The sequence below is a fragment of the Streptomyces sp. NPDC006385 genome, from assembly GCF_040612485.1.
In the GTDB taxonomy this organism is placed as follows: Bacteria; Actinomycetota; Actinomycetes; order Streptomycetales; family Streptomycetaceae; genus Streptomyces.
In genome coordinates this window covers 12,642-30,741 of the sequence record NZ_JBEXQG010000090.1, presented here as the reverse complement: position 1 = coordinate 30,741, position 18,100 = coordinate 12,642, and the positions used below count along the sequence as shown (strand labels likewise).

Here is an 18,100-nt window from a genome sequence, read left to right as displayed (position 1 = left end):
CTCCGTGATTGCCAAGAAGCACGAGGAACTGGACCACCCCGACATGGTGAGGCTCTACAGCTTCTTCACCGGGGAGCCCGACTGGCGGGCCGGCGCACCCGACGGCGAAAGCCGCCCGGTGGTGCGGGTGGGAACCCGAATCCGAATCCGAGGCCGAAGGCGAATCGGAGGTTTCATCCGAGTCGGAGGCCCAAGGCGAGCCGGAAACCGAAGGCGAACCCGAAGCCGAATGGACGGCCGAGCCCAGCGCAGCCACTACGCGTCGATACGCGACCGATCCAGCGTCGCCGCCGACCCGGAGATGAACTCCTTGCGCGGAGCGACGTCGTTGCCCATCAGCAGATCGAAGACCCGCTCGGCGGCCTCCAGGTCGGAGAGGTTGATCCGGCGCAGGGTGCGGTGGCGCGGGTCCATGGTCGTCTCGGCCAGCTGGTCGGCGTCCATCTCGCCGAGACCCTTGTACCGCTGGATGGAGTCCTTGTAGCGGATGCCCTTGCTCTGGAACTCCATGAGGGTGTCGCGCAGTTCGCGGTCCGAGTACGTGTAGACGTACTTGTCCTGCCCCTTCTTGGGCTGGATCAGCTCGATCCGGTGCAGCGGCGGCACCGCGGCGAACACCCGGCCCGCCTCGATCATCGGCCGCATGTAGCGCTGGAACAGCGTCAGCAGCAGGGTCCGGATGTGGGAGCCGTCCACGTCGGCGTCGGTCATCATGATGATCTTGCCGTAACGCGCCGCGTCGATGTCGAAGGTCCGGCCGGACCCCGCCCCTATGACCTGGATGATCGCGCCGCACTCGGCGTTCTTGAGCATGTCGGTCACGGACGACTTCTGGACGTTGAGGATCTTGCCGCGGATCGGCAGCAGCGCCTGGAACTCGGAGTTCCGGGCGAGCTTGGCGGTGCCGAGCGCGGAGTCTCCCTCGACGATGAACAGCTCGCTGCGGTCGACGTCGTCACTGCGGCAGTCGGCGAGCTTGGCGGGCAGCGACGAGGACTCCAGTGCCGTCTTCCGGCGCTGGGCGTCCTTGTGCTGGCGGGCCGCGATGCGCGTACGGGCCGCGGCGACGGCCTTCTCGAGGACCACGCGCGCCTGCGCGGCGGCATCCCGCTTGGTGGACGTCAGGAACGCCTTGAGTTCCTTGGTGACCACGGAGTTCACGATCCGGCGGGCCGCCGAGGTACCGAGGACCTCCTTGGTCTGCCCCTCGAACTGCGGCTCGGCGAGGCGTACGGTGACGACCGCCGTGAGCCCTTCCAGGGCGTCGTCCTTGACGATGTCGTCCTCGGCGACGCGCAGCAGTTTCTTGGCGCGCAGCACCTCGTTCATCGTGCTGGCCACGGCCTGCTCGAAGCCGGCGACGTGGGTGCCGCCCTTGGGGGTGGCGATGATGTTCACGAACGACTTCAGGGTCGTGTCGTACCCCGTGCCCCACCGCAGCGCGACATCGACGTCGAGCTCACGGGTGACCTGGGTGGGGGTCATCTGGCCGTGGTCGTCGAGGACCGGGACGGTCTCCTTGAAGGTGCCCTGGCCGGAGAACCGGAGGACGTCGCAGACCGGCTTGTCGGTGGCCAGGAACTCGCAGAACTCGCTGATGCCTCCGTCGAAGCGGAAGGACTCCTCGCCCTTGCTGCCGCCCTCGCCGAGACCGAACTCGTCACGGACGACGATGGTCAGGCCGGGCACCAGGAAGGCGGTCTGGCGGGCACGCTGGTGCAGGTTCTCCAGGGAGAGCTTGGCGTCCTTGAGGAAGATCTGGCGGTCGGCCCAGTACCGCACGCGCGTGCCCGTGCGGGTCTTGGGGATCTTCTTGGTCTTGCGCAGGCCGCCCTTGGCGTCGAACTTGGAGTCCGGGCCGTCGGCGGCGAAGGCGCCGGGGACACCGCGGCGGAAGCTGATGGCGTGGGTGTGGCCGCTACGGTCCACCTCGACGTCCAACCGCGCGGACAGGGCGTTCACCACGGAGGCGCCCACGCCGTGCAGACCGCCGGAGGCGGCGTACGAACCGCCGCCGAACTTGCCGCCGGCGTGCAGCTTGGTCATGACGACCTCGACGCCGGACAGTCCGGTCTTGGGCTCGACGTCGACCGGGATGCCCCGGCCGTTGTCCCGGACCTCCACGGAACCGTCGTCGTGGAGGATCACCTCGATGTGGTCGCAGTAGCCACCGAGGGCCTCGTCGACGGAGTTGTCGATGATCTCCCACAGGCAGTGCATGAGACCGCGGCTGTCGGTTGAACCGATGTACATGCCCGGGCGCTTGCGCACGGCCTCGAGGCCCTCGAGGACGAGCAGGTGCCGCGCGGTGTAGTTGGAACCGTCCCGGTCTGCTCCTGCCAGCAGCGCTGTGGACGGCACGGACGTCTCGGCGGTCACGCGGTTCGCTCCTCGCTGAATTTCAGGTGACGCCCTGATGGGTAAGGGCGCGGCTTCGGTCGCCGTCAAGAGGGTACCGAGGCCTGGTAGAGCCGGTGTAACGCCACCCTCGTGCGAAACACAGACTAGTCCAGACTCGCATACTTGTTCGATCCCTCGATGGGGTGAAGTACATATCACGTTCCCTTCCAGGCATGAACCATTTAGGCTCCGGGCACGTCCTCATGAACAAACCGGCAAGCCAGCCGGAGGGACCGACCTTGACCGACAGCGCGAAACCGTAAGCAAGACAGACACGCAATACGGCACATTCGCCGCCACACCGGCAGCAGCCAGCCGCCTCGGAAAATTTCTCTCTGGGAGAAGCCGCGAGCGGGAACGTTTTGGGGCTGGTTGGATGTTGACCCTGGTACGACAGCTCGTCGAGCTAGAGAAGAGGCGACGTGACTACTGTTCTGACCCCCGCGAGCCCGCTGACGGCCGCTGACCGCTGCGACCGCTGCGGCGCCCAGGCGTACGTGCGCGTCGTCCTGCTGAGCGGCGGAGAACTGCTCTTCTGCGCCCACCACGGCCGCAAGTTCGAGCCGGAACTCAAGAAGATCGCCGCTGAGATACAGGACGAGACGGAGCGGCTGACGGCCGTTCCCGCATCGGCGTCCGAAGAAGATCGCTGACACCTCGCATCACGACGAGCCAGCTCCGGCACAGGCCGGTTGACGGGCGGCCGCCCCTGAGGAACAGGGGCGGCCGCCCGCGCTCATGCCCGCGGGCTCCCAGCCCTCGTCAGCCGCCCGCAGGCCGGTCGGCCGCGGCCCGCCACCTCATGGCTCGCACGATCTCGGACACCCGCGTGTAGACACCGGGGCTGCCCGCGCGACCGCAGCCGCTCCCCCAGGACACAAGCCCGATCAGCTTTCCCCGAGCGACCAGCGGCCCTCCGCTGTCCCCCTGGCAGGCGTCCCGGCCCCCCTGCGGCTCCCCGGCACAGACCATGCTCTCCGCCATGAACCTGCCGTCGCCGCCACCCGGATACGCTTCCTTGCACAGGGCGTCCGACAGCACACGCACGCGTGCCGCCCGCAGGCTGCGCGCGTAGTCCCCTGCGCCCGTGATGTCCCCCCATCCGTAGACCAGCGCCGCGGTCCCCGGCACATAGGCGGCATCACCGGTGCCGGCCATACCGATGACCGAGCTCGCGGGGAGCGGCTGGGCGAGGGAGAGCACGGCGAAGTCCCCCGCGTTGGTGGCGCTGTCGTAGGCCGGGTTCACCCAGGTGCCGCGCACACGGATCTCCTGCCCCTGACTCGACAACAGATCCGTACGGCCCGCGATGACGCTGAGGTCGCGGATCTGGTTCGGCGCGGCCCCGAGGACCTCCTCGCTCATGCAGTGGGCGGCGGTGAGCACGGTGGACCGACCCACCGCCACACCGACACAGAACTGACCCGCCCGCGTACCCCCGAACCGGTCACGGCTGGACAGCGCAACGGTCCACGGACTCTGGGACACATCGACCGGGAACCCGCCGACGACGACACTGTCGGCAGCCACAGGAGCGGCGGACACCAACGGTATGGCGGCCGCGACGGCCGCGAGGGCCAGCGGCCGGGTCAGCGCCCGGGCAAAGGGACGACGCATGCGCACTCCTCACTCTGGGGTGGTCATGGGACACCCAGGGTGATTCAGCCCGCCGCACCCCGCACCCGCGCAACGACGCGAAGGGCCCGGTCCCCACTCGGGGGGCCAGGCCCTTCGCGTCGTACGAAAGCGACTAGTCGAGGTAGTCGCGCAGCACCTGGGACCGCGACGGGTGGCGCAGCTTCGACATCGTCTTGGACTCGATCTGGCGGATGCGCTCACGCGTGACGCCGTACACCTTGCCGATCTCGTCGAGGGTCTTCGGCTGACCGTCGGTGAGACCGAAGCGCATCGAGACGACGCCCGCCTCGCGCTCGGACAGGGTGTCGAGGACCGAGTGCAGCTGCTCCTGCAGAAGCGTGAAGCTGACCGCGTCGGCCGGGACGACGGCCTCGGAGTCCTCGATGAGGTCACCGAACTCGCTGTCGCCGTCCTCGCCCAGCGGAGTGTGCAGCGAGATGGGCTCGCGGCCGTACTTCTGGACCTCGATGACCTTCTCGGGGGTCATGTCGAGTTCCTTGGCCAGCTCCTCCGGGGTGGGCTCGCGGCCCAGGTCCTGGAGCATCTGGCGCTGCACGCGCGCGAGCTTGTTGATGACCTCGACCATGTGCACCGGGATACGGATGGTGCGGGCCTGGTCGGCCATCGCGCGGGTGATCGCCTGACGGATCCACCAGGTGGCGTACGTGGAGAACTTGTAGCCCTTGGTGTAGTCGAACTTCTCGACCGCGCGGATCAGACCGAGGTTGCCCTCCTGGATGAGGTCCAGGAAGAGCATGCCGCGGCCGGTGTAGCGCTTGGCCAGGGAGACCACCAGACGGAGGTTGGCCTCCAGCAGGTGGTTCTTGGCGCGGCGGCCGTCCTCGGCGATGATCTCCAGCTCGCGCTTGAGCTTGGGGGCGAGCTTGTCGGCGTTGGCCAGCTTGTCCTCGGCGAACAGGCCGGCCTCGATGCGCTTGGCGAGCTCGACCTCCTGCTCCGCGTTGAGCAGGGGGACCTTGCCGATCTGCTTGAGGTAGTCCTTGACCGGGTCGGCGGTGGCACCGGCCGCGGCGACCTGCTGCGCGGGCGCGTCGTCCTCGTCCTCGTCGGAGAGCACGAAGCCCGCGCTCTCAGTGCCCTCGGGCTCCTCGCCGGGCTTGGTCTCCTCGAGAACCTCGTCCTCGAGCAGCTCGACGTCGTCCTTCTTGGCGGTGGTCTTCTTGGCCGTCGTCTTCTTCGCGGCCGTCGTCTTCTTCGCGGCCGCCTTCTTGGCGGTCGTCTTCTTGGCAGCGGCCTTCTTGGCGGGGGCCTCTTCCTCGACGGCCGGGTCGGCGGCGGGCGCCGCCGGCGTGGCGGTGGCGGTGGCCTTCTTGGTGGTCACCGTCTTCGCCGCGACCGTCTTGGTGGCGGTGCGCTTGGCCGGACTCTTAGCTGCGACGCTCTTTCGGGTGCGCTTGGGCTCCGCGGCACTGACCATCAGCGTCACACCCTCTTCCTCGAGGATCTGGTTGAGGCTGCGCAGTACGTTCTTCCACTGAGTGGCCGGAATCTGGTCAGCTTCGAAGGCCCGACGCACATCGTCGCCGGCGATCTGCCCCTCAGCCTTTCCCCGCTCAATCAGAGCCATGACAGAGACGGACTCGGCGATCTCCGGCGGGAGCGTACGGGATGTGCTGGCCGACACGAACAACCTCTCGGAACGTTGAAAAACGGCTTCCGGCCCCGTCCACGGCGGACAGGAGCCGACCACCGGCTTGGGGATGGGCCGACGGTGCGGGCGGGGGCCGGGAAGATGCACAGCGCCTTGAGCGGCGTCCGTATTCCCTCCTCGGCTGTCACCTCTTAGGTCATCGCGCTGTTTCCCCGAGCGTTACGCCCAATCTGCGTGGCCCGAGTCACATCTCGTAACCGATCAAAAACGGTCAGATACGGGCAGAAGTGGACGACCGCGCTTGGCCCCGTGCACTGTACGGCGAATCCGCCGCCTCGTCGCACCGTCGGACCCGCAGGATCCGTGGTGGATCCTGCGGGTCCGACGGGAGAGGGTACGCAGACCGATCGACGCCCCAGGAGGGGGGAGGCGTCCTTCAGCCGCGCCCCGGGTGCGCGGTCAGTGCTCGCGGGGGGCGGGCACCACGCGCTCGACCTCGGGATGGACGGTCAGCAGCTGCCGCATGGCCGTCTCGGCGGCCGCTCCGTCGCCGGTGGCGAGGGCGTCGACGATCCTGCTGTGCAGCGCCAGCGACGTCTCGTTCGGCCGGTCACATCCCGTGACAGGACCACCGGAGACCTGGAGGGCGGCCGAGACGATCCCCTGCAGGTGCTCCAGCATGCGGTTGCCCGCCACCTGGATGAGCAGCGTGTGGAATTCGGTGTCGGCTCGGGAGAAGGTGAGGACATCGCCCTGCCCCATCGCATGGCTCATGATCTCGACCATGTCGGCGAGCCTCTGTTGGACGTCGTCGCGCCCGTGCCCGGCGGCGAGGCGGGCGGCCAGTGGCTCGATCGTCCAACGCAGCTCGCTCAGCTCCCGGCGCTGATCGTCGCGCTGCGGCCCGAATGCCCGCCATTCGATGATGTCCGGGTCGAGGAGGTTCCAGTCGCTGACGGGGCGCACGCGCGTGCCGACGTTCGGCCGGGCGCTGACCAGGCCCTTGGCCTCCAGGACGCGGAGCGACTCACGGACGACGGTGCGGGAGACCTCAAAACGCTGGCCGATCTCCTCGGGCACGAGCGGACGGTCGGCGCCCAGGTCACCGGAGACGATCATCTGGCCGAGTTGCTGGACGAGTTGGCCGTGCAGCCCGCGTCCGCGGCTGCCCGCGGCGCGTCGGCCGACACGGCCCAGCTCCGGGTCCGCGGTCTCCCAGGCGGAGGCTCCGACGCGGTCGGCGACGGGGGCCTCGGCGTAGGGGTAGCGGTCGAGTTCGCCCGGGCCGGCGAGACCGGAGTCGGCGGCGCGGGCGGCGGTCATCATGGTGTGCGCAAGGGTACTCACGGATCCTTTGTCGGCGCCGTCCTCAACTCCCTTGAGGTCTTTGGTGAAAAGCACACGAAAGGGTGATCGCTCACCCCGTCGCAATTGACGCCTTATCGGAAAGAAATGGGCTTTCCCCAGGAAGTTGTGCACAGGACGGAACCAGGAAGGGCAGGGACGGTCGTCATCGGACCCTGCTCCGCAGGGTCGTGAGCAGATAAGCGCCAAGCAGGGCGGCCAGCGACAACGTCAGTGCCCCGCCGACGGGTTGGGCGATCACGCGCGCGACGGCGGCCAGGTAGCGCTCACCCCCGAAGGGCCACTGGGACAGCAGCAGCTCCCGCACCCGCAGCGGAAAGCCGGCCGCCGTCCGCACGGACGGCCCTTCCATGACCTTCTGCACCAGGGGTACGAGGACGACGGGCACGGAGACCACTGCGGCGAGCCCGGCCGTGGTGGACCGGAACAGGCCCGCGGCCAGCACGCCGGCCCAGGCACAGCCGACCGTGAGCCCGATCCAACTCGCGCTCAGCGAAAGCCAGTCCGCGGGAACCTCCGCGAGCTCCCGTCCGTAGACGAGGTAGAGCACTTCGATGTCACAGCCCACGGTGAGGACGGCGAGCACCAGCGCGGTGGCGGAGGAGACGACGAGTTTCGCGGCCAGCAGCCCCAGACGGCGGGGCACCGTGCCGCGATCCGCGGCCAGGGCGGGGTGGCGGAACTCGTCGCCGAACGCGATCGCACCGAGCAACCCCGCCCCGAGCGCCGCGGGAGGCAGCGGCAGCTCCTGCGGCCACGCCACGAACAGGCGCGGCCGCGGGGTGTGCCCGATACGGGCCAGTAGTACGGCGGTGACGGCGGACACCACGAGCACGGCTGCACAGGTGAGGAACCCCGTCCCGACCCCGGCGGCGCGGCGGAGTTCGTAGCGGAGGGGGCGCAGGGGGCTGGGGGCGGGGCGGACGGAGATGGGGGGTGGGAGATCCGGAAGGCTATCGGGAAAGCGATCGGCAGCGGAGACCGACGGGCGCGGGCCAGCGGCCCGGGAGGACTCGTCTCCCGCTGCGGCGGCGCCTGCCGCTCGCGGCTCATCCGTGAGTGCCTGCGCAGCGGCCGGCGCTCCGTCCGGCATCGGCGACGCCGCGAGATCATCGGCTGTGGACGACCCGTCGCCCTGCGGCGGCACGGCGGCCTCCTGCCCGTGATCACGAGCCGCGAACGACGCACCGCCCGACGTCTGCGACGCCTCGCCGGCCCAAGGCTCCGTCGAGAGGTCCGCCCGGGGGGCCGGTCCCATGTCACCGACCTCGTCGGCGAGTTGGTGCACCAGGACGCCGTGACGAAACGCGGTCTCGCCGACGGCGGCGCATGTACTGCCGTACACGGAGAGTCGGTTGCCGCTCTCGCGTACGACCTCGACGCTGCGCCGTGTGGTGCGCGCCTCCTTGGTGAGCAGAGCGGCGAGGCGGGAGGCATGCGGGGTACGCACGGCGACGCGGGGGCGCAGCCGGGTGCGGGCGAAGTCGGCGGCCTCCTGGTCGGCGACCAGTCTGCCCTGTTCCAGGGTGACGACCCGGTCGGCGGTGCGTGCGGCCTCCTTCGGGTCGGTCGTGGTCAGCAGCACCGTGCCGCCCTGGGCGGCGTGCGCGCGCAGCATGCCGTACAGCCAACGACTCTCGCGGGTGGAGAGCCCGTCCGCGGGCGCGTCGAGCACGAGGGTGTGCGGGTCGGCCAGCAGGGCGCAGGCCAGGCCGAGGCGGCGGTCCATGCCACGGGAGAGGGTGCCGAGGCGTTCGTCGCGCAGGCTGACGAGGCCGACCACCTCCAGGACTTCGTCGGCGCGCCGCGCCGGAACGCCCGCGGCGGCGCACAGCATGCGCAGATGGCCGCGGACCGTACGGGCAGGATGGCCGGGGACGTCGCCCAGCAGCACGCCGACTTCGCGCGACGGATGGGCGATGCGGTGCAGCGGGCGGCCTCTGAAGTACGTGATCCCCCGGCCCCGTTGGAGTTCGAGCATGAGTCTGAGCGCCGTCGTCTTGCCCGCTCCCGACGCCCCGAGCAGCGCGGTGACATGACCCGCTCGCGCCTCGAAGGAGACGTCGTCGACGGCGGGAGGAAGCTCCTTGCGGGGGTCACTGGTCAGTCCGATGGCCTGGATCACCCTCAGCAAGATAGCGCGTTATGTCCGTTTTTCCGGGCAGCGCAAGGCCCGCTGCCCGGACGGCAGTCTGTCCGGTCGGATGCCTGCTCGGCGCCGGCTGCCGTCGCGTGTGACATTCCTGAGCGCGGATCGGCGCCGTCCGGTCCGGGCCCGGCGTGTGTCCTGGACTGCGGCGTCAGACCTCGGGGCGCAGCATCGGGGGGTTGAGCAGCGTGGCTCCGCCGGCCCGGAAAAGCTGGGCGGGACGACCGCCCTGGCGCGTGGTGGTGCCGCCGGTGGGAACAAGGAAGCCCGGCGTGCCCGTGACCTTGCGGTGGAAGTTACGGGGGTCCAGCGCCACGCCCCACACCGCCTCGTAGACCCGGCGCAGCTCGCCGACGGTGAACTCGGTGGGGCAGAACGCCGTGGCCAGCGACGAGTACTCGATCTTGGAACGGGCTCGCTCCACGCCGTCGGCCAGGATCTGGGCATGGTCGAAGGCGAGCGGCACCACCGGTTCGCCGTCACGGCCGTACCCGCCCTGCTGCAACAGTTCGTCGACGGGCGCCCAGCGGGCGTTGCTGGCGTCACCGCCCGCGCGGGGCGCGGGCAGGTCGGGAGCCAGCGCGAGGTGGGCGACGCTCACCACGCGCATCCGGGGGTCCCGCTTCGGGTCGCCGTACGTCGCGAGCTGCTCCAGGTGGGCGCCGTTGTCCTGCGCGGGGACGGACGGGTCGTGGGCACGCAGCCCGGTCTCCTCGGCCAACTCCCGAGCGGCCGCCTGCGCCAGGTCCTCGTCGGCCCTCACGAACCCGCCGGGCAGTGCCCAGCGCCCCTGGAACGGCGGTTCGCCCCTGCGCACCGCCATCGCGCACAGGGCATCGCGGCGCACGGTCAGCACGACCAGGTCCACGGTGACGGCAAAGGGCGGAAAGGCTGACGGGTCGTAGGGCATGTGGCGATCATAGTCGTCTGCTTGACGATAAACACTCCCTTCGCCGGCCTCATCGACTCTGATCCATTTCGGCCCGGCCTGCGCCTCGCCGTCCCGCCCGTGTGTCGTGCCAGGTGGCGTCGTACGAGGTCACGCCCGCAGTTGAAGCCCGTCGGCCGCCTCCTCGACCATGGCGAGGCCCAGCCTGCTGACGCGTATGGCGAAGGGGGCGCCGGCGACCCGCAGGCCCGTCAGGACGATCTCGCCCAGTGGTGCGCTGCGCATGGGCCGCAACGTCACCGTTCCCCCAGGGGCGTCCGGGCGGATGCCCGCGAGCGTGGTCAGCAGAAGCACCCCGGCCGCCGCCGCCGTGGCCGCCGGCCGACAGGCCGCGGGGTGCGGGAGAGGGGCGCTCCCGTCGGTGCGCTGCTTTCCCGCGTACATCTCGGGCAGCCGGTGGCCGAACGCCTCCGCCGCCGCCAGTGCGCCCCGCAGCAGTGCGCTCGCCTCCTTCTCGTAGTCGGCCGCGGCCAGACCCGCGACGGCAAGGGCCGTTTCGTGGACCCGCACCGCACCGCTGCGATGACCGAACGGGTTGTGCCCCGCCTCCTTCGCGCCCAGTCCACGCAGGCCCCAGCCCGAGTCCATGGCCGGACCGCCGAGCAGGCGAGCGAGCTGTTCGGTCTGTACCTTGTCGAGCAGCCCGGGCGCGTGTTCTCCCCCGCCCAGCAGGCCGGTGTCGAGGAGATGGACGGCGGCAGCGCCCAGATGCGGTACGAGGCGGCCGTCGGGGGCCCGGGCAGCCGCGGGTCGCCCGCCGCCCACGTCGTCGATCCAGAAGTCCCGGCGGAACCTTGTCCGCAGCGCACCGGCCCACTGCCTCAGCTCGGCACTGCCCGGTCTGTCGCAAGCGTCGAGGAGATCGGCACCGAGCAGAGCCGCACGATGGGCGTGGGCCTGGGTCTCGCAGCGGACGGGGCCGCCGGGGAGCGGGTCCCGCAGGTACAAGCCGTCGGTCGCAGTGGTCCGCAGCCAGGTCAGGCATCGCTCGGCCGCGGGGAGGAGCTCCTCGACCTCCGGTTCGGTCAGCCCCCAGCGCCGGGCCTCCGCGAGCAGCGCGGGGAAAAGCAGCGTGGCCTCCGTGCCCGTACAGCCCGGCGGCAGATGCGTGCCGGCGTCCCGTATCGGTCCGGGGATCATCCCGGACTGGGGTCCCGGACCCCGGAGTTGGCTGCGAGCGAGGGTGCGCAACGTGCCCACGGCGAGCCGGGTGCCCAGGGGCAGGGTCATCCGGGCCGCGGCGAGGGCCTCGGCCGGGGCCAGGCCGCAGCGCCAGGGCACCCCGGCGGCCAGGTGTGTGTCGGCGGGGTGCGCCGGGTTGCGCAGCAGAAGGGCCTGGAGGTCCTCGATGCTCGTCCGCAGGAGCGCCTCCGCTCTGGGGTCGTCGCCGACGGCCCGCGCGGAAGCCAGTGGGCTGGTCGCCGCTCGGCCTGCGGCGCGCAGGGGGCCCGCCCCGTCCGGACGCACTCGCAGTTCGATGGTCGCGCTACCGCCCGGGGGCAGTTCGAACTCCCAGCGCAGCAGTCCTGCGGAGGCCAGCGCGTCGGCGGGCGGCGGGTCGGCCGTCACGGCAGCGCCGCCCCCGACAGACGACCAGCGCAGGCCGAAGTCGTGGACGGTGGCGGGCAGTTCCGGTCCCGTGTTGCCGCACGCGATCGCACCGAGGTCGGCCAGGTCCGTGCCGAGGGCGACCTCGACCGGCACACGCAGCGGGCGGACGCCCGCACTGTGCAGCGTGATCCGCTCGGTGCCGTCCGCGCGACGAGTTCGCTCGACGACGATGTCCGGGTCGGGACCCGTCTGAGGGGAGACCCGCAGGGTGCCCACGAACCGGGCACTGTCGGCCGAGGTCATCCGTGCTTGCACCGCGAGCGGTTCACGGCCGGCCACCCGGACCTGGCAGCGGGAGAGCACGCGTCGCCCCGCGCGGTAGAACCCCTCCCACCCGCGGCCGGTCAACTGCCCCTGCTCCGTGGAGATGGCGAGGCCCGGAAGGGCGACGCAGACCATGGCGTCGTGAGTGGAAGGCAGGGCGGCGGGGCGACGTGTAAGCGATGGGTGAGGCGGTGTGGGCTGGGGCGGTGTGGGGTGAGCCTTTGACGCGTGGGTCGGTGAGGGGGCGCCATGAGGCGGGGAGGAGCGCCGTTTGTGGTCGGCCGGCGGCGGCGATGTCTTGCCCCGGAGCGCGGGCGACGAGGGTGTCGGGGACAGTGGGGGCGGCGGGGGCGGTGGGGCCAATCGCCTGGCGGGCCTGGTCGAACTGGCTGGCATGGGTGGAGTGGCTGGCATGGGTGGACTGGCTGGCATGGGTGGACTGGCTGGCGTGACTGACGTGGCCTGTGTGACTGATGTGAGTGAAGTGACTGGTGTGGCTGCCCTCGTCGGGCTCGTCGGCCCCGTCGGCTGCACAGGGAGCGTCGTCCGTGCTTCCCAGGGTTGCGGGCGGCCCTCCTGGCGTGCCGGCGGCCGCCAGACCGGAGATGGGCTCTGGTCTGGCGATCCGGCAACGAGCCGCCCCAGCTCCGCCCGCCCGTCAGCGAGCCGCCGCTGCTCCACCGATGCGGCATCGGGCCGTCCCCGCTCCACCGCCTCCGGCGGGGGCCAGCCCTGGCCGGTCGGCGCAGAACCACGAGGCGGGTCGCTCGGGCGCCTCGGCATGAGCCGCCCCGGGCTGCCCCCCGCCGGAGGCGGTCCCGTATCCACCTTGAGGGACGTCATCGCCCCGCCGACTGCAGAGCGATCGTCGGCGGCCGGGGATGTCGGAGTCGGCTGTGGCATGGGGCGGCTTCCTCTGCGCTCATTGCGCCTCGGGCGTGCGCGGCGCCGGCTGGGGGATCCTGAGTGACAGGGGCGGTGCGGCGGCATGGCCGGTCCGGGCGTTCCGCCACTCAGGTGAACGGGGAGGGACTCCTTCGGGTCACGCACAGGATGGGGTGACCCCGCCGACAGGCCTCCGCATGCAGCAACTTCGCCGGACGAACAGTGCCCCTCCGGCGTGTCCAAGGGGAGGACGTCGGCCGACACCTGCTGTTCGTAGCCGCTCGGATCAGGGAGTTGCTCAAGGCGACCCTGAGCGCGGACGCCGCGCCAGGCCCTGACCACGGACACTGGTCCCCACACGAACCGCGGACGCCGCTTCCGGGCCCGCACCCCCGCCTCGCCCCACGGCCATCTTGCGCGGCATCGATCAGGCCCCGGCGCGCGGCGACCGTCACCTCGACGACATCGGTCAGGGCGTGGCACCAAGCACCCGCGACGTCGACGGCATCCGTCCGGGCCCCGGCTGCAACCGCTCACTTGTCCCCCTCAGCGCCAACGTTCTTGGCACGGACATCGTCCGGACGGGCTCCGCTCCGACGCATGGCCCCCTTCTTGGCACTGCGCGGAGCCGCGCTTTTCGAGGCGCGCGCAGCCGTGCCGCCACCCGGCCGTGGGGCGGCGACCTGTGTGCCCGCCGGCGTACGCGTGCGGGGGCCGCGCGTGGCCTGTGCACGCCCGGCTGCCCTGGCGGACTGAGGCTGACTGCCGGTCGAGCCAGCGAACTGCCGGGACCTTCGACAGCCACCCACGTCGTACGCCTCCGGCGCGGCTTTCACCGCCTCGCCCTGCACCGACTCTTCGGCGTCCTCCGACTTGCCTAGCCGCCCGGCGTCCATTCGCTCGATGTCCGTTCGCTCGGCCCTCTCAGCCCGCTCGGCTCGCTCAACTCGCTCAGTCCGCTCGCGGTTGAAGCGTTCCGCGCGCAGGCAGCGGCGGATCGACTCGGGGTCCAGCCCCTCGTTGCAGGCCTGGTGCAGGAGGCGGGCGAAGAGGTAGTCGGAGTCGGCGCCGATTGCCATGGCGAGGGCTTCTCGGGCCTCCAACTCGTCGCCGGTGGACCAGGCGACCCAGCCTGCGAGGGTGAGCGGCGGCGCGGCGTGCTCGCTGTACGGTCCGACACAGCGGCGGGCCAGCGCCCGCCAGAGCCGAAGGGCGGGGCCGGCCTCGTCGCCCTCCATCCACTCGGCCGCCCGGTCGCGAGTCGTGCGGTCCTGCAAGCCCAGAATGAGCCTCGCGGCCTCGTCGTGCCCGAGCAGTTCGTCGTCACGCAGATCCGCAGTGAGCGTCCCGGACACGGGCGTGGCCGCGGCGAACCGGCTCATGAGTTGCTCGGCCAGCCGCAGCGTCTCCTCTGCCACTCCCGCACGTGCCGAGTCGTCGAGGATCCTGGGGACCAGTGCCATGCCGACGGTGTCCAGGGCGATCTCCTGGTCCACGGCTGCGTCGTTCTCCCAGGGCAGCAGCCTGGCCCGGAACTCGCGCAACGAGCCCCGCACCTGAAGTCCCGCGTACGTGGCCGCGGCGGCCAGCACCGACGTACCGGGCAGGCCCATAGGCCGGCCCTCGGGCGGGCAGCACTCCGCCTTGTCGCAGCAGTAGGACCAGAAACGGCCGTCCGAGATGCACAGGGCCTCGATCACCGGCACGTCCAGGCTGCCGCACGCCACACGCATCTGCTGGGCCAATGGGCGCAGACGTTCCATGACCTGTCGGCCCGTCTGGCCACGCGCCGGTTCCTGGCAGAGGAAGGCGACCATCTGCTCGGGCCGGGCTCCCCTACGCTCGCTGCCCCTCATCAGTCCGTGGGCCAACTGCCTGGCAGCAGACTCCCAGTCGTCCGCGCTCGCGGGGATGCCCAGCCGTGCGCGACCACCGAACCGGCCACGGCCGTCTCGTTCGTGAAGGGCGACGAGCACGATGCTGTCCTCGGGGCGGTACCCGAGGAGATAGGGCAGCGCGTCGGCCAGTTCGGCCGGCGTGCGCAGGGTGACCTGGTGTTCGGCGGGGTGCCCGTCGTACTCGGTGGAGTCGAGTTGATCCACTCGTCCCGAGTGCCCCAGACGGGCGTCACGCCCCTCCACCGCCTCACAGCCCTCATGTGCCTCACCGGCCTCAGGCTCATGTCCCTGACATGCCTCCTGCGCCCCATTCATGGTGTTCGGGTCAGTCGCTCCAGGCACGAGTCGCTGTTCGCCAACCGCGGCGTCCTCGTTCTCGGGAGATCCAGTCGCTTCGCTGTGCTTCGTCATGCGCCGACGATCTCGCGGATCGCCAGACTCCGCTTTGACCTGTGGATAAGTCCGATCAGGGGCACGACAACCGGGCGCATACGCGGGCCCGACTCCCGTCCTGTCTCGTCAAGCGCCAGTGACTTTCGGCCAGTTGGAGAGAACCCTCTCCGGTCGGGGCCAGCTTTCGGAGCCGCCCGGCTCCGGAACGGTTCAACGCGTTGGGTGGCACCAGGTCGGGAAGAGAGTTGACCAAGGCACCAGATCATGGGCATGAGCGCGGGACTGCCCGACCAGCGCCATCGGGTCGCTGGGGATGGGCTGCGCGGCCGCCGCTGCGGACAAGTCGGGCGGCACCTAGCGCCGGTAGTCGGTCAATCAACCGACGGAGAATCCTGGTCGAAGGCATCCTCGTGCGGCGTCGGAGACGGCCGTCGACGCCCTCGACGCCCTCGACGCCCTCGACACCGAACGACAACGCCATACCCACAGCAGGGGAAGGGTCAGCCTGCAGCCGCGAGGACCAACGGGAGCACCTGTTCGCTGCCTGTCTGCCGTAGCAGGCGGGCAGCGACTGCGAGAGTCCAACCAGAGTCGGTGTAGTCGTCCACGAGCAGGACAGGGCCGGGAGAGCGAGCCAGTGCTCCGGCCAACTCCTCGGAGACGGTGAAGGCGCTGGAAAGCCCCCTGAGGCGTTGGGCGGAGTTGCTGCGGCGTGCCGCGTGCGCGCCGCTCGGTCCGCCGTACGTCAACGCGCCCAGGAAGGGCAGACGGCCGATGGACGCAATGCCCTCAGCGAGCGAACCGACCAACTGCGGGCGGGTCATGGAAGGTACGGCGACGACCCCCACTGGCCGGGCTGAGGCATCCGGGACGTTCGGCGCCCAACCGCCCGGCGAACGTGCCCAATCGGCGAGGACCGCCACCGCGGCCCGCAGGACATCGTCGGGTACCGGCCCGTCGGGCGCGTTGTCGGCCAGCAGTGGGCGCAGCCGGTTGCCCCAGCCGATGTCGGAGAGCCGCCCCAGGGCCCGCCCGGTGGAGCACTGCTCCTTGACCGGGATACGGCCCTTGAGGTCGATGCCCAGCGCGGGCATTCCCGTCGGCCACATTCGGCGCGGCTCGATCTCAACGCCTGGGCGATCCAGCTCCTTCTCCGCCCCGGTCAGCGTCTCCGCCGAGACGTGGGAATCGACCCACGCGCCCGCGCAGTTGTCGCAACGGCCGCACGGGGCCGCGCCACCGTCGTCCAGATGCTGACGCAGGAACTCCATCCGGCACTGCGACGTGGTGACGTAGTCGCGCATGGCCTGCTGCTCGGCCGCCCGCTGCCGGGCGACCCAGGCGTACCGCTCGGAGTCGTAGACCCACTGCTCCCCGGTGGGGATCCAGCCGCCCTTGACCCGTTTCACGGCTCCGTCCACGTCGAGCACCTTGAGCATGCTCTCCAGCCAGGTGCGCCGGAGGTCGACCAGAGCTTCGAGGGCCGGCACGGACAGCGGCCGTCCCGCATCGGCGAGGGCCGACAGAGTCTCGCGCACCTGGGTCTCGGGCGGGAACGCCGTATCGGCGAAGTAACGCCAGATCGCCTCGTCCTCCTTGCCCGGCAGGAGCAGCACATCGGCATGCTCCACGCCGCGCCCCGCACGCCCCACCTGCTGGTAGTAGGCGATCGGCGAGGACGGCGAGCCGAGGTGGACGACGAAGCCGAGATCCGGCTTGTCGAACCCCATGCCCAGCGCCGAGGTCGCGACCAGCGCTTTGACCCGGTTCTCTTGCAGATCGACCTCGGCCTGCAGCCGGTCAGCGTTCTCGGTACGCCCCGTGTAGGAGGCCACCCGGAAGCCCCGCTGCCGCAGAAAGGCAGTGGCTTCTTCGGCCGCGGCCACCGTGAGCGCGTAGATGATCCCGGAGCCGGGCAGCTCGTCCAGGTGCTCCGCGAGCCAGGCGAGGCGATGCGCGGCATCCGGCAGTTGGACCACGCCCAGCCGCAGACTCTCCCTGTCCAGCGGACCGCGCAGCACCAGAGCCTCGCCGCCACCGGTACCCAACTGCTCGGCCACATCGGCGGTGACCCGTGCGTTGGCGGTCGCGGTGGTGGCCAGGACCGGCACACCGGTGGGCAGCTCGGCGAGCATCGTCCGGAGCCGACGGTAGTCCGGACGGAAGTCGTGGCCCCAGTCGGAGATGCAGTGCGCCTCGTCGACCACCAACAGACCAGTCGTCGCGGCGAGCTTGGGCAGTACCTGCTCGCGGAAGTCGACGGCGTTGAGACGTTCCGGACTGACGAGGAGAACGTCGGTCTCGCCGCGCTCGACCTCCTCGTAGATGACCTCCCACTCCTCCGGATTGGCCGAGTTGATGGTGCGCGCCCGGATACCGGCCCGCGCCGCCGACTCGACCTGGTTGCGCATCAGTGCCAGCAGGGGCGAGACGATCACCGTGGGGCCTGAGCCGCGCCGGCGCAGCAGCGCGGTGGCGACGAAGTACACCGCCGATTTCCCCCAGCCGGTGCGCTGTACGACCAGGGCCCGCCGGCGTTCCTCCACCAGAGCCGCGACCGCCTGCCACTGGTCCTCCCGCAACCGTGCCGCACCCCCAGGGGCACCGACCAGCTCGGCGAGAATGGCATCGGCTTCAGCGCGCAGCTCCAGAACGTCCATGCCCCCATGCAACCGGATGGCACTGACAATCGCCCACTCCACCCCGCGGCCCCAGACAGAGCGCTCGCCCACGGCGACCCCGGATTGTGGTGTTCTCCCAGGTCAGGGCCCGGCCGCTGGTGCCGTCGATCCAGTACGTCCCCTATGAGACGCCCGTACGAGAACGGCCGTGCGGCACGGGCCGCGGCTGCTCCAGGCATCGCACAGTCACGCACTGGGTAGGGATATAACCCGCGCACCATGAGATTTCGGGCGGTGGCCCCATTTGCTCGTTGC

10 protein-coding genes are annotated in these 18,100 nt (G+C 70.7%); 1 reads left to right on the top strand and 9 read right to left on the bottom strand.

What is annotated here, in order from left to right:
• Positions 1-255: 255 nt before the first annotated feature.
• Positions 256-2,379 carry a DNA topoisomerase IV subunit B gene (locus ABZ078_RS39190; protein ID WP_356583310.1) on the bottom strand — a complete coding sequence of 708 codons (2,124 nt, stop codon included), beginning with the start codon at positions 2,377-2,379 and terminating at the stop codon, positions 256-258.
• Positions 2,380-2,822: 443 nt separating this feature from the next.
• Between ABZ078_RS39190 and ABZ078_RS39185 the strand changes: the two genes are divergently transcribed.
• Positions 2,823-3,053, top strand: a complete 231-nt coding sequence (locus tag ABZ078_RS39185; protein WP_356583309.1) for a hypothetical protein — start codon at positions 2,823-2,825, stop codon at positions 3,051-3,053.
• Between the two features lie 109 nt (positions 3,054-3,162).
• Here ABZ078_RS39185 and ABZ078_RS39180 read toward each other — a convergent pair whose 3' ends face one another.
• The 8 genes from ABZ078_RS39180 to ABZ078_RS39145 form a co-directional block, all read right to left on the bottom strand.
• Positions 3,163-4,017: a serine protease gene (locus ABZ078_RS39180; RefSeq protein WP_356583308.1), complete on the bottom strand. Its 855-nt coding sequence runs from the start codon at positions 4,015-4,017 to the stop codon at positions 3,163-3,165.
• A 133-nt stretch (positions 4,018-4,150) separates the two neighbouring features.
• On the bottom strand, positions 4,151-5,683 hold the full coding sequence (locus tag ABZ078_RS39175) for an RNA polymerase sigma factor (RefSeq protein WP_356583307.1): 1,533 nt from the start codon (positions 5,681-5,683) through the stop codon (positions 4,151-4,153).
• 426 nt (positions 5,684-6,109) lie between these two features.
• Entirely contained in the window at positions 6,110-6,997 is an 888-nt protein-coding gene (locus tag ABZ078_RS39170) for a FadR/GntR family transcriptional regulator (RefSeq protein WP_356583306.1), read from the bottom strand.
• Between the two features lie 163 nt (positions 6,998-7,160).
• Positions 7,161-9,140, bottom strand: coding sequence for an ATP-binding cassette domain-containing protein (locus ABZ078_RS39165; protein ID WP_356583305.1), 1,980 nt, complete (start codon positions 9,138-9,140; stop codon positions 7,161-7,163).
• A 175-nt stretch (positions 9,141-9,315) separates the two neighbouring features.
• Positions 9,316-10,074 carry an NUDIX hydrolase gene (locus ABZ078_RS39160; protein WP_356583304.1) on the bottom strand — a complete coding sequence of 253 codons (759 nt, stop codon included), beginning with the start codon at positions 10,072-10,074 and terminating at the stop codon, positions 9,316-9,318.
• A gap of 129 nt (positions 10,075-10,203) precedes the next feature.
• The gene (locus ABZ078_RS39155; RefSeq protein ID WP_356583303.1) at positions 10,204-12,123 is read right to left on the bottom strand and encodes a glycogen debranching N-terminal domain-containing protein; all 1,920 of its coding nucleotides are present in this window, start codon (positions 12,121-12,123) and stop codon (positions 10,204-10,206) included.
• Positions 12,124-13,406: 1,283 nt separating this feature from the next.
• Complete coding sequence (locus ABZ078_RS39150; RefSeq protein WP_356583302.1) at positions 13,407-15,182, bottom strand: DUF4192 domain-containing protein; 1,776 nt, start codon at positions 15,180-15,182, stop codon at positions 13,407-13,409.
• 482 nt (positions 15,183-15,664) lie between these two features.
• Positions 15,665-17,824 (bottom strand): RecQ family ATP-dependent DNA helicase, encoded by a 2,160-nt coding sequence (locus ABZ078_RS39145; protein WP_356583301.1) that lies wholly within the window; start codon positions 17,822-17,824, stop codon positions 15,665-15,667.
• Positions 17,825-18,100: the final 276 nt, after the last annotated feature.

Excerpts from the sequence above, each read along its gene's own strand:
- ABZ078_RS39180 (WP_356583308.1), bottom strand. The coding sequence starts at position 4,017 with ATGCGTCGTCCCTTTGCCCGGGCGCTGACCCGGCCGCTGGCCCTCGCG.
- ABZ078_RS39160 (WP_356583304.1), bottom strand. The coding sequence starts at position 10,074 with ATGCCCTACGACCCGTCAGCCTTTCCGCCCTTTGCCGTCACCGTGGAC.
- ABZ078_RS39155 (WP_356583303.1), bottom strand. The coding sequence starts at position 12,123 with ATGGTCTGCGTCGCCCTTCCGGGCCTCGCCATCTCCACGGAGCAGGGG.
- ABZ078_RS39150 (WP_356583302.1), bottom strand. The coding sequence starts at position 15,182 with ATGACGAAGCACAGCGAAGCGACTGGATCTCCCGAGAACGAGGACGCC.
- ABZ078_RS39145 (WP_356583301.1), bottom strand. The coding sequence starts at position 17,824 with ATGGACGTTCTGGAGCTGCGCGCTGAAGCCGATGCCATTCTCGCCGAG.